Raw genomic sequence first — 12,899 nt, 5'->3', positions numbered from 1 at the left:
GGCGTGAGGCCGCGTGACGTGAGGCCGTCTGACGCATGACCGTGTGGCGTGAGGCCGCGGTGACGGTTCCCCCTCGGCGGGGGCACCGTCACGGCGGCCCGCGCCGACCCGGCGCGGTGGGCGCTCAGCGGCCCGCGTGGACCCGGAACCCCTGCCCCGACTTGCTCCCCAGGTGGCCCGCCCGCACCAGGTGCTCCAGGTAGCGGGCGGGCGCCAGCGACGGGTCGAGGAACGTGTCGTGCAGCGTCCGCTGGATCTGCAGCGACACGTCCAGTCCGACCACGTCCAGCAGCTTCAGCGGGCCCATCGGATAGCCGTGCCCGCCCGTCATCACGTCGTCCACGTCGTCCGGCGTGATGGCCTGCTCCTCCACGAGCCCGATGGCCCGGTTGAGGTAGGGGAACAGCAGGGCGTTGACGATGAACCCGGCCCGGTCCGCGCAGCCCACGGGCCGCTTGCCCATCGCCGCGGCCGCGGCGTGCGCGGTGCCGGCCGTCTCGTCGGAGGTGAGCGCCGTGCGCACCACCTCCACCAGCCGCATCACCGGGGCCGGGTTGAAGAAGTGCATGCCGACCACGTTCTCCGGGCGGCCCGTGGCCGTGGCGCACTCGATGATCGGCAGCCCTGACGTCGACGAGGCCAGCACCGCGTCCGGCCGGCAGGCCCGGCCCAGCTCCGCGAACAGCCCCCGCTTGACCGCCAGGTCCTCCACCACGGCCTCGACCACCAGGTCGCACTCGTCCAGCGCCTCCAGCTGGGAGACGGCCACCAGCCTGCCGAGGGTGGCGTCCGCGTCCTGCCGGGTCACCTTCCCGCGGCCCGCGGCCCGCTCCAGGGACCGCTCGACCGTCAGCACCGCCCCCTTGGCCTTGGCGTCGCTGCGCGCCACCAGCACCGTGGGGTGGCCGGCCTTCGCGGACACCTCGGCGATGCCCGCGCCCATCGTTCCCGACCCCACCACGCCCACCGTGCGCACCGGCCGCGCGGGCAGGCCGCCCCGGCCGGAAAGGGGGCCGCCGGCCGCGGCCGCGGCGGCCGCGCCGCCGGGCCCGTAGTCGTAGAAACCGCGCCCCGTCTTCCGCCCGAGCAGCCCGGCCGCCACGTAGTGCGACAGCAGGGGGGCCGGCGCGTAGGCCCGGTCACCGGTCCGCTCGTACAGCAGCTCCAGGGTGTCCCGGGCCACGTCGAGGCCCATCACGTCGAGCTGCGCCAGCGGCCCGAGCGGCAGCCCGCAGCCCAGCGTCATCGCCGTGTCGATGTCCTCCCGGGAGGCGTAGCGCTGCTCGTACATCGTGACCGCGCTGTTCAGGTACGTCATGGCCAGCGCGCCGCCGATGAAGCCCGGGCGGTCCGCGACCTGGACGGGGGTGTGGTCCAGGCGCCGCGCCAGCTCCACCACCGCGTCCCGGACGGCCCGTTCGGTCAGCGGGGTGCTCACCACCTCCACCGCCGTGGTGGGCACCGCGGGGAACAGGTGCAGGCCGACCGTGCGGGTCATCGTGCCGCACAGCGACGCGATCTCGGTGACCGAGTGGCCGCTCGTGGTGGTGGCGAACACCGTGTCCGGTCCGCACACCCCGACCGCCTCCGCGAGGACGGCGGTCTTGGCGTCCAGCCGTTCCGGCACCGCCTCGATCACCAGGTCCGCCCCGGCGGCGTCCGCCACCCGGGTGGTCCAGCGCACGCCCGCGGGCTCGGTGCCGTCGGCGCCCCGTCCCGCCACCCGCCGCCGGCCGGCCGCGAGCGCCCGGTCGTCCGCCTCCACGGCGGTGACCGGCAGCCCCGCCCGGGCCAGCAGGTCCACGAGCGCGGCGCCGACCGCGCCCACCCCTATCACCGCTGTCCGCGTGAACGTCTGAGCCATGGTGGTTGGGTCCCTTCGGGTTCCGTCGTCCGGTCGGTGCGCAGACAGGGGGACCACGGCTCGGCCCTGCGACCGTGCGGTGAGGGCGGCGGGGATCCCCTGCGCCCGAGTGGGTCAGCCCTTGTCGATGACGGTGGCGTCACCGCGGCCGTAGAAGGCCTGCATCTGGTCGACCAGGCCGTCGTCGTTGACCCGGATCACCATCACGATGTTGACCCGGATCATCTTGTTCTCCGGGTCCGGCGGCGGTTCCGGCGGCAGCAGGCCGGTCTGCGCCATCGCGGGACCGGCGAGCGGCAGGTAGTTGAACGTCGACACCATGGGGACCGCGGCATAGCGGCCGCCCTCGGCGGTCACGGGCGACGCCGCGTCCTCGTACGCGCCGGAGAAGATCGCGGCCGCGGCGCGCTGGCTCAGCGCCTTGAGCCCGTACTGCTTGCCGTTGCCGACCGGGTCCTCGAAGCTGCAGTCCTCCGCGTACAGCTTGAGCAGGCCCTCCACGTCCCCCTCGTTGATCTTCCGGCAGTGGTCCAGGATGAGCTGCTTGGCTGTCGCCTCGTCGGGCATGGGTTCTCCGGTGCCTCTCGCAGTGAGCCTCGGGTCCGAACGGTTCGGTGCTTCTCCGATGGGGCGCGTGTCCGGGACGCCCCCGAGGGGGTGTCTAGGCGTGCTTCACGGACACCGGCAGCGACGTGACGCCGAAGAAGTTCTGCTCGTGGAAACGCAGCGGCACCTCGCGGTCGAGCCGGATGTCGGAGAACCGGTCGAACAGCAGCTCCAGGGCGACCCGGCCCTCCAGGCGGGCCAGCGGGGCGCCGATGCAGAAGTGGATGCCCTTGCCGAACGCCACGTGCGCGTTGGGCGAGCGGTGGATGTCGAACACGTCCGGATCGGCGAACTGCCGCTCGTCGCGGTTCGCCGACACCAGCCACGGAATGACGATCGAGCGCTCCGGGATGGTCACCCCGGCCAGTTCCACGTCCCGGGTCGTGTACCGGCCGGTGATGGTGAACGGCGGCCGGTAGCGCATCACTTCCTCCAGCGCGCCCGGGATCAGCGAGCGGTCCGCGCGCAGTTGCGCCGCGGCCCCTGGGAACTCGTCGAAGGAGAGGATGGAACTGCTCAGCATCATCGTGGTGGTGATGTGCCCCGCGATCAGCAGCAGCCGCGCGAAGTTGACCGCCTCGGCGCCCGTGATCGGCTCCCCGTCGAGCTCGCTCGTCACCATCCGGCTCAGCAGGTCGTCCCCGGGCCGGGCCCGCCGTTCCTCCAGCTGCCCCTCGAGGTAGTAGTCCATCTCCTCGATCGCGGACCTGAGCCGCTCGTACGTCTCCGGGTCGTCCACACCGGCGATCTTCGCCGCGATGATCCGGTCCGCCCAGTGCCGGAACACGGGCCGGTCCTCCGCCGGCACGCCCAGCAGCTCGGCGATCACGATGACCGGCAGCGGATGCGTCAACTGCCGCACCAGGTCCAGTTCCCCGGCGTCCCCGGCGGCGTCCAGCAGCCCGGTGCCTATCTCCCGGATGCGCGGCTCCAGGCCCGCCACCATCTTCGGTGTGAACACCCGGCTGATCTGGCGCCGCAGGTGGTGGTGCACGGGCGGGTCGATCTGCGCCAGGTCGCCCTTGGCCACCTCGGCCGCCTTGGGTGAGACCGGCGTCGGGTCGGAGGAGAAGTCGGCGTACTCGGACAGCACCCGCTGCACGTCGGCGTAACGGAACACGTACCAACTGCCGTTGCTGCCCTGGACGACGGGAGCCTCGTCGCGCATCACGCGCAGCCAGTCGAACAGGGCCGCTCCACCGTCGGCAGCCGAAGGGGGAGTGAGGGGAAGAGCCTGTTCGGACATCTAGGACTCCTTGCGTCCGGACGGAAAGGCAGGGAAGGGCCGGCGACGGAAGAAGGAACAGGGTGCGAAAAAAGGAGCGGAGGAGGAGGGAAGGCGGAGGGGAAAGCCGCGGGGAGGGGTGATCGACCCGTGGTTGACCCTTTTCCCCTTGCTTTCCCTTCGCCCGGAAATGCAGGGTGATTTCCCCGTGCCCGTACGGGACGCACCCGCAGCACCGGAACGCACGAACCGTATCCGAGCCGGAACGCGCCCGGCATCCCCAGATTCCCCGTAGGGGGACACCCGGACGACATAGGGGTGGGGGCCACCGGAGCTAGGGGCCCGCGAGCACCAGGAACCGGTCGACACACGCACCGCCGCCCTGCTGGGATTCGGGGAAACCAACGCATCACCTCGACACCCACCCGTTCGGATTCCCACTTCCATCCGGCCCGATCGCGGTCTCGACGCAATTCCCGGGGAGCTCTGGAGACAGTGTTGGCGGACAACAAGGCGCGCGAGAATTCCATGACCCCGTCCGGCGACGGGCCGGCCGGCGGTGACGAGGCGATCGCCGTCGTGGGGCTCGCCTGCCGCCTGCCCGGGGCCCCCACCCCCGCCGCCTTCTGGGAGCTGCTGCGCGCGGGCGGCCACGCCGTCCGCGAGGTCCCCGCGGAACGCCTCGGCACCACGGCCCCCGCCGACGAGCAGGACACACGCCCCTCTCGCTACGGCGCCTTCCTCGACCAGGAGCAGATCGAGGGCTTCGACGCCGCGTTCTTCGGCATCTCGCCGCGCGAGGCCGCGCTGATGGACCCCCAGCAGCGCCTGGCACTCGAACTCGGCTGGGAGGCCCTGGAGGACGCCGGACTGCCTCCGGCCCAGCTCGCCGGGCAGCGCTCCGGCGTGTTCGTCGGTGTCATCGCCGACGACTACGCCGCGCTCTCCGCCCGGCTCGGCGCCGACGCCCTCGGCCCCCACTCCATGACCGGGCTGCACCGCAGCATGATCGCCAACCGGGTCTCGTACGTCCTCGGCCTGCGCGGCCCCAGCATGACCGTGGACACCGGCCAGTCCTCCTCCCTGGTCTCGGTCCACCTCGCCTGCGAGAGCCTGCGCACCGGCGAGAGCACCGTCGCGCTCGCCGGCGGCGTCAACCTCAACCTCCTCCCCGAGACCACCGACCGCGTCGCCCGCTTCGGCGCCCTCTCCCCGGACGGCCGCTGCCACACCTTCGACGCCCGTGCCAACGGCTACGTGCGCGGCGAGGGCGGCGCCGTCGTCGTCCTCAAACGCCTCTCCCGGGCCGTCGCCGACGGCGACACCGTCCACTGCCTGCTGCTCGGCAGCGCCGTCAACAACGACGGCGGCGGCGAGTCCCTCACCGCCCCCCTCCGTGCCGCCCAGGAGGACGTCCTGCGCCTGGCCCACCAGCGGGCCGGCACCGACCCCGCGGACGTCCAGTACGTCGAACTCCACGGCACCGGCACCAAGGTCGGCGACCCGGTCGAGGCCGCCGCGCTCGGCGCGGCCGTCGGCACGGCCCGCGAACCCGGCGACCCCCTCATGGTCGGCTCCGTCAAGACCAACGTGGGCCACCTGGAGGGCGCCGCCGGCATCACCGGCCTGCTCAAGGTCGTGCTCAGCCTCCGGCACCGACTGCTCCCCGCCAGCCTCAACTACGAGACGCCCAACCCCGACATCCCCCTCGACGAGCTCAACCTCAGCGTCCAGCGGACCACGGGCCCCTGGCCCGCCGCCGACCGGCCGCTGCTCGCCGGCGTCTCCTCGTTCGGCATGGGCGGCACCAACTGCCACGTCGTGGCCGCGGAATGGACCGGCGCGCACGAGACCGCCGCCCCGGGGAGCGACACCGCGCCCTTCGCCCACGCCCCCGTGACCTGCTGGCCGCTCTCCGGCCGGGACCGCGCGGGCCTGCGACGACAGGCGGCACGGCTGGCGGCGTTCGCGGCCGGGCACACGGACCTGTCGCTGCCGGACGTGGGCTGGTCGCTGGGCACGGGCCGGGCCGCGCTCGATCACCGTGCGGTGGTCCTTGCGGGTGAGCGGGATGCCGCTGTGGAGCCGTTGCGGGCGGTGGCGGAGGGTGTGCCGTCGGCGGGTGTGGTGTCGGGTGTGGTGTCCGGTGAGCCCGGGCGGGTGGTGTTCGTGTTCCCGGGTCAGGGGTCGCAGTGGGTGGGGATGGGGGCGGGGCTGTGGGAGTCGTCTCCGGTGTTCCGGGAGCGGCTGGGGGAGTGCGCGGCGGCTCTTGAGCCGTTGGTGGACTGGTCCGTGGTCGACGTGGTGCGGGGTGTGCCCGGTGCTGCGTCGCTGGATGACGTGGTGGTGGTGCAGGCGTCGTTGTGGGCGGTGATGGTCTCGCTCGCGGCGGTGTGGCGTTCGGTGGGTGTGGAGCCGGGGGCGGTGATCGGTCACTCGCAGGGGGAGATCGCCGCCGCTGTGGTGGCCGGTGGGCTGTCGGTGCAGGACGGCGCCCGGGTCGTGGTGCTCCGGGCGAAGGCCATCGCCGAGAGCCTGTCGGGCAGTGGTGCGATGGTCTCCGTCGCGGCAGGCGCCGACCGGGTGCGGGAGCTGATCGCCCGGTGGGACGAGCGGATCTCGATCGCGTCCGTCAACGGCCCCTCGTCGACGGTGGTTTCGGGTGAGCCGGATGCCCTGGACGAGCTGATGGGGGTCTGCGAGGCCGACGGGGTCCGGGCGCGTCGTATCGCCGTGGACTACGCGTCGCATTCCCCGCAGGTGGAGTCCATCCGCGAGCAGGTCACCGAGGCGCTGGCCGGTATCGAGCCGCGTCCCGCGCAGGTGCCGTTCTACTCGACGGTGACCGGCTCGGTGATCGACACGAGCGGTCTGGATGCCACGTACTGGGTGACGAACCTGCGTCAGGAGGTGCGTTTCGACGCCACCGTCCGTGGGCTCCTGGACGATGGCTTCGGCTACTTCGTGGAGTGCAGTCCCCATCCGGTTCTGACGGTGGGGATGCAAGAAACGTTCGAGGACCACGCAGAGGTCCCGGCCGTCGCCTTCGGCACCCTGCGCCGTGACGAGGGCGGGCCCGAGCGGTTCCTGACCTCCCTCGCGGAGGGCTACGTCCGCGGGCTCACCGTCGACTGGAACGCCGTCTTCGCCGGCACCGGCGCCCAGCGCGTCGAGCTGCCCACCTACGCCTTCCAGCGGCAGCGGTACTGGCTCGACACCGTCGTCTCCGTGGACGCCCTCGCCGCGCCCCAGGTGCGGCCGGCCGTCGTGCCGGAGGCGGACGCGGCAGCCGACGTGGACGGCCACGCGCTGCGCCGCGAACTCGCCCCCCTCGACGAGGCCCAGCAGGAGGCAGCGCTGGCGCGGCTGGTGCGGACCCATGCCGCCGCCGCGCTCGGGCACTCCTCGGTGGACGCGGTGGACGCCGGTGTGTCGTTCAAGGAGCAGGGCTTCGACTCGCACCTGTCCGTGCAGCTGCGGAACACGCTGAGCGCCGAGACCGAGCTGCCGCTGCCCACGGCCCTGCTCTTCGAGCACCCGACCCCGGACGCCCTCGCGCGCCACCTGCGGGCCACCCTGTTCGGCGCCGCCACCCCGGCTGTCGAGGAGGCCGTCGCCGGGCGGGCCGAGGACGACGAGCCCATCGCCATCGTCGGGATGGCCTGCCGCTTCCCGGGCGGCGTCAGCTCTCCCGACGAGTTGTGGGAGGTGGTCGCGGGCCGCCGGGACGTGATCGGCGACTTCCCGGACAACCGGGGCTGGGACCTGGAGAACCTCTACGACCCCACGCTGGAGCGGCCGGGCACGAGTTACGTGCGCAGCGGCGGATTCCTGCGGGAGGCGCCCGACTTCGACCCGGCGTTCTTCGGGATCTCGCCGCGCGAGGCCCTGGCCATGGACCCCCAGCAACGGCTGCTCCTGGAGACCTCGTGGGAGGCGGTCGAGCGGGCCGGACTCGACCCGCTGTCCCTGCGGGGGAGCCGGACCGGTGTGTTCTTCGGGGCGATGTTCCAGGAGTACGGGCCCCAGCTGAAGGACGGGGCCGAGGGCGTGGACGGGCACCGGCTCACCGGGGGCACGACCAGCGTGGCCTCCGGCCGGGTGGCGTACACCCTGGGCCTCGAGGGCCCCGCCGTCACCGTGGACACCGCGTGCTCGTCGTCGCTCGTGGCGCTGCACTGGGCAGTGCGCTCCCTGCGGTCAGGGGAGTGCTCCATGGCGCTCGCGGGCGGCGTCACCATCATGTCCACGCCCGGCATGTTCGTGGAACTCAGCCGGCAGGGCGCACTGTCGCCCGACGGGCGCTGCAAGGCGTTCGCGGCGTCGGCCGACGGCACCGGGTGGGCCGAGGGCGTGGGCACGCTCCTCGTGGAACGGCTGTCCGACGCGCGGCGCAACGGGCACCCGGTGCTCGCGGTGGTCCGGGGCTCGGCGACCAACCAGGACGGCGCCAGCAACGGCCTCACCGCCCCGCACGGGCCCTCCCAGCAGCGGGTGATCCGCGCGGCCCTGGCCGACGCGGGCCTGTCCGCCGCCGAAGTGGACGCCGTCGAGGCGCACGGCACCGGGACGACGCTGGGCGACCCGATCGAGGCCCAGGCGCTGCTGGCCACCTACGGCCAGGACCGGCCCGCCGGCCGTCCGCTGCGGCTGGGGTCGGTGAAGTCCAACATCGGCCACACGCAGGCCGCCGCCGGCGTCGCCGGTGTCATCAAGATGGTCATGGCCCTGCGGCACGAAACGCTGCCCGGCACCCTGCACGTCGACGAGCCGTCCCCGCACATCGACTGGTCCCAGGGCGCGGTGGAACTCCTGACCGAGCCGGTGGAGTGGCCGCGCAACGGCCGCCCGCGCCGGGCCGGGGTGTCCTCGTTCGGCATCAGCGGCACCAACGCCCACCTGATCCTGGAGGACCCGCCCGAGGAGCCGGCCGCCGCGGTGGTCGCGGGTCCCGGCCGGACGGGCACGTCGGCCGGCGCGGAGTCGCCGCAGGCCGGTCCGAGGCCGGGGCGCGGTGGTACGGAGCCCCAGCAGGGCGGTACGCAGCCGCACCAGGGCGCAGCGGAGTCGCCGGCCGGACGGCAGTACGAGGAGCCCGGCCTCGCCGTGGCCGCCGGGCTCGTCCCGTGGCCGCTGTCGGGACGCAGCGAGGCGGCCCTGCACGCCCAAGCGCGGCGCCTCGCCGACTACGTCGGGGATCGCCCCGAGCTGTCACCGGCCGACGCGGCCCTCTCCCTCGCGACCACCCGGTCGGTGCTGGAGCACCGGGCCGTGGTGCTGGCGGAGGGCCGCGACGAGGCCCTCTCCTCGCTCTCCGCGCTCGCCGACGGCGTACCCATTCCCGGGACGGTGTCGGGTGTGGCGGATGTGCGGGGCCGGGTGGTGTTCGTGTTCCCCGGTCAGGGTTCGCAGTGGGAGGGGATGGCGGTCGAGCTGCTGGATGCGGCGCCGGTGTTCGCTCGTCGGTTCGCCGAGTGTGATGCGGCGTTGGGTGAGTTCGTGGACTGGTCGGTGGCGGATGTGCTGCGGGGTGTTGCGGGTGCCCCGAGTGTGGAGCGCATCGAGGTGTTGCAGCCGGTGTTGTTCGCGGTGAACGTGTCGCTGGCGGCGTTGTGGGAGTCGGTGGGTGTGGTGCCGTCGGCTGTGGTGGGTCACAGCCAGGGTGAGATCGCGGCGGCGTTGGTCGCGGGGGCGCTGTCCTTGCGGGATGCGGCGCGGATCGTCGTGCTGCGCAGTGCGCTCTTCGCCGAGCAGTTGGTAGGGAACGGGGCGGTTGCTTCGGTGGCGTTGTCGGCGGGTGAGGTGCAGGAGCGGCTGGACCGGTGGGAGGGCCGGCTGGTGATCGCCGGGCGCAACGGCCCCGGGGCGGTGACGGTGGCGGGGGAGGTACCGGCGCTGGAGGAGTTCGTGGCGTCGTGCAAGGCGGACGATGTCCGGGCCCGGGTGGTCGGGTCCACCGTGGCCTCCCATTGCGCTCAGGTGGACCCGTTGCGTGAGCGGATCCTGGAGATGTTCGCGGACGTGGTGCCGGTGCGGGGCAGGGTGCCGTTCTATTCGACGGTCACGGGTGGGGTGCAGGACACGACGGGGCTGACGGCGGAGTACTGGTTCGCCAACGCGCGCCGGCCGGTGGACTTCGAGGGTGCGGTGCGGGCGCTGCTGGAGGACGGGTACCGGTTCTTCGTCGAGTCCAGCGCGCATCCGGTGCTGGTGATGGGCGTCGACGCCACCAGCGACGACGCCGGTGTCACCGCTGTGGCCCTCGGCTCGCTGCGGCGTGACGAAGGTGGCCCCGCGCGGTTCCTGACCTCGGTGGTCGAGGGCTTCACCCGCGGTCTGCCGGGCGTGGACTGGCGGGCCGTGCTCGCCGGTACCGGCGCCCGCACCCTGCTGGACCTGCCCACCTACCCCTTCCAGCGCCGGCGGTACTGGCTGGAGCCGGCCTCCGCGGGCGCGGGCGACCCGGCCGGGCTCGGGCTGCGCGCCGCCGACCACCCCCTGCTGGGCGCCGCCGTGGAGGTCGCCGGCGGTGGGCAACTGCTGCTGACCGGACGGCTCTCCCTGCGCTCCCACCCCTGGCTGGCCGACCACGCCGCCCTCGGCACCGTCCTCCTGCCCGGCGCCGCCTTCACCGAACTGGCCCTGCGCGCGGCCGAGTCCGCCCACTGCGACCGGCTGGAGGAACTCACTCTGGAGGCCCCGCTGGTCCTCCCCGCGGACGGGGCGGTCCAGCTCCAGGTCACCGTCGCCGCCCGGGACGACGACGGCCGGCGCGCCGTAGAGATCCACTCCCGGCCGGAGGCCGCCGACGGGGACGACGATGCCGGGACGTGGACGCGCCACGCTTCCGGCACCCTCACCGGCCTCGGCACCGACGCCCCCGCCGTGCCTGCCGCCGTGGAGTCGGGGCTCGGGGTGTGGCCCCCGGTGGACGGGGTGCGGGTCGACGTGGAGGACTTCTACGAGCGCGTGGGGGACGCGGGGTACGAGTACGGACCCGCGTTCCGTGGCGTGCGGTCGGCGTGGCGTGTGGGCGGGGAGGTGTTCGCCGAGGTCGCGCTCCCGGAGGAACAGGCCGGGGACGCGGGCGGGTTCGGTATCCACCCGGCCCTCCTCGACGCCGCGCTCCACCCGGCCCTGCTCGCCCGGCTCGACCGGCTCGACCGGTCCGGCGGCACCTCCGGGGAGGACACCTCCGTCAGCCTGCCGTTCGCCTGGAGCGGCGTCACGCTGCACGCCGTGGGAGCCACCGTCGTCCGCGTCCGCGTCACCCCGGCGGAGTCCGCGGCCGACACCGTGACCGTGACCGTCGCCGACACCACCGGCACACCCGTCGCCACCGTCGACGCCCTGAGCCTGCGCCCCGTCTCCGCCGACCGGCTGCGCACGGCGGGCTCCGGTCATGACATGAAGCTGCGCAACGCGCTGTTCCGCACCGAGTGGAAGGCGCTACCGGGCGATGCGGTGGCGGCCGGCACCGTGGACACCTCCTCCTGGGCCCTGCTCGCCCCCGGGGCCGGCGAAGAGGCCGGAGGTGTGGTCGCCGTCGATGCCATCGGCCATCTGGAGGCACTGGTCGCTCTCGACGGGACCGCCGACGAGACGGTTGCTGATCCCGAGATCGTCGTCGCGGACCTCACGGTTCCGTCCTCCGAAGCGGGGTCGGACGAGGCCTTCGACGTCGTGGCGGCCACGCATCGGGCCACGGCGGCCGCCCTCGACCTGCTGAAGTCCTGGCTCGCGGACGAACGGTTCGCGTCGGCACGCCTGGTGGTGGTCACGCGCGGTGCCGTCTCCACGGGCCCCGGCGACCCGGTCACCGACCTGGTGTACGCGCCGGTGTGGGGTCTGGTGCGGTCGGCGCAGTCGGAGAACCCGGGCCGGTTCGTGCTGGTGGACGTGGACGGCCATCCGGCGTCGGCGGCGGCATCGCCCTCGGTGGTGACGGCGGCTGTGGCGGGTGCGGTGGCGGCCGGTGAACCGCAGGTGGCGGTGCGCGAGGGCGCTGTGCTGGTGCCGCGGCTGGCTCGTGTCGCGCCGGTGGGTGGCGATGCGGGCCAGGAGGTGTGGGATCCGCGCGGGACGGTGTTGATCACGGGTGGTACGGGGACGTTGGGTGGTCTGCTGGCGCGGCATCTGGTGGTGGAGCGGGGCGTACGGCACCTGCTGTTGACCAGCCGTCGTGGGCTGGAGGCCGCGGGGGCGCAGGAGTTGGTGGAGGAGTTGCGGGGGCTGGGTGCGCTGTCGGTCGAGGTGGCGGCGTGCGACGTGGCGGATCGTGGGGCGCTGGCCGAGGTGTTGGGCAGTGTTCCTGCGGAGCACCGGCTGACGGCGGTGGTGCATGCGGCCGGGGTGCTGGACGACGGTCTGGTGGGCTCGCTGGACGGTGAGCGGTTGGAGCGGGTGCTCCGGCCGAAGGTGGACGCGGCGGTCCATCTGCACGAGCTGACCCGGGACTTGGGCCTGTCGACGTTCGTCCTGTTCTCCTCCATCGCCGGCACCCTCGGCAACCCCGGCCAGTCCAACTACGCCGCCGCCAACGCCTTCCTCGACGCCCTCGCCTCCCACCGCAGGGCATCCGGCCTGCCCGCGCAGTCCCTCGCGTGGGGCCTGTGGGAGCAGTCCACCGGGATGCTCGACCACCTGGACGGCGACGACCTCGCGTGGATGCGCCGTGCGGGCATCCACGCCCTGCCCGCCGACCTCGGTCTCGCACTCCTCGACACCGCGACCGCCCTGGACGACGCCCACCTGGTGCCGGTCCTCCTCGACCCGGCCACCCTGCGCGGCGAGGCCGCGTCCGGGATGCTGCGCCCGCTCTTCCGCGACCTGGTGCGCACCGGCTCCCGCCCCCAGGCGGCAGCGGCGGCGAACCCGGCCGACGGCTCGGCCCTGGCGCAGCGCCTCGCCGGCCTCACCGAGGAACAGCAGGAACGCGAGGTCCTCGGACTCGTACGCACCCAGGTCGCCACCGTGCTCGGGCACGCCACGCCGGAGACTGTCGCCCTCGCACACCCCTTCAAGGAGTTGGGTTTCGATTCCTTGACGGCGTTGGAGTTGCGGAACCGGTTGAACGCGGTGACGGGGTTGCGGCTGCCGGCGACGTTGGTGTTCGACTATCCGACGCCGTTGGCGTTGGCGGGGTTCGTGCGGGGTGAGGTGCTGGGGACTGGTGTGTCCCCGGAGGCCGCGGTGGCCGGTGGT

At 73.5% G+C, this 12,899-nt stretch carries 4 protein-coding genes; 1 reads left to right on the top strand and 3 read right to left on the bottom strand.

All coding sequences use genetic code 11. The annotated features are described in order from the left end of the window. Nucleotides 1–124: 124 nt before the first annotated feature. From AQJ30_RS13910 to AQJ30_RS13900, 3 genes are all read right to left on the bottom strand, one after another. A complete protein-coding gene (locus AQJ30_RS13910) occupies nt 125–1,864 on the bottom strand; it encodes a 3-hydroxyacyl-CoA dehydrogenase family protein (RefSeq protein ID WP_067233232.1) in 1,740 nt (579 codons plus the stop codon). 114 nt (nt 1,865–1,978) lie between these two features. Further along, nucleotides 1,979–2,431 (bottom strand): nuclear transport factor 2 family protein, encoded by a 453-nt coding sequence (locus AQJ30_RS13905; RefSeq protein WP_067233230.1) that lies wholly within the window; start codon nt 2,429–2,431, stop codon nt 1,979–1,981. A gap of 94 nt (nt 2,432–2,525) precedes the next feature. Further along, nucleotides 2,526–3,716 (bottom strand): cytochrome P450, encoded by a 1,191-nt coding sequence (locus AQJ30_RS13900; protein WP_067233228.1) that lies wholly within the window; start codon nt 3,714–3,716, stop codon nt 2,526–2,528. Nucleotides 3,717–4,223: 507 nt separating this feature from the next. On the opposite strand from AQJ30_RS13900, the gene AQJ30_RS13895 reads away from it, so the two are divergent. Next, nucleotides 4,224–12,899: type I polyketide synthase (locus AQJ30_RS13895; protein ID WP_159052329.1), on the top strand; the 8,676-nt coding region annotated here is incomplete at its 3' end.

Origin of the sequence: Streptomyces longwoodensis (assembly GCF_001514125.1) — a bacterium.
In the GTDB taxonomy this organism is placed as follows: Bacteria; Actinomycetota; Actinomycetes; order Streptomycetales; family Streptomycetaceae; genus Streptomyces; species Streptomyces longwoodensis.
Note: the sequence above shows the minus strand (reverse complement) of the source record. Positions and strands in the feature narration are given on the sequence as shown.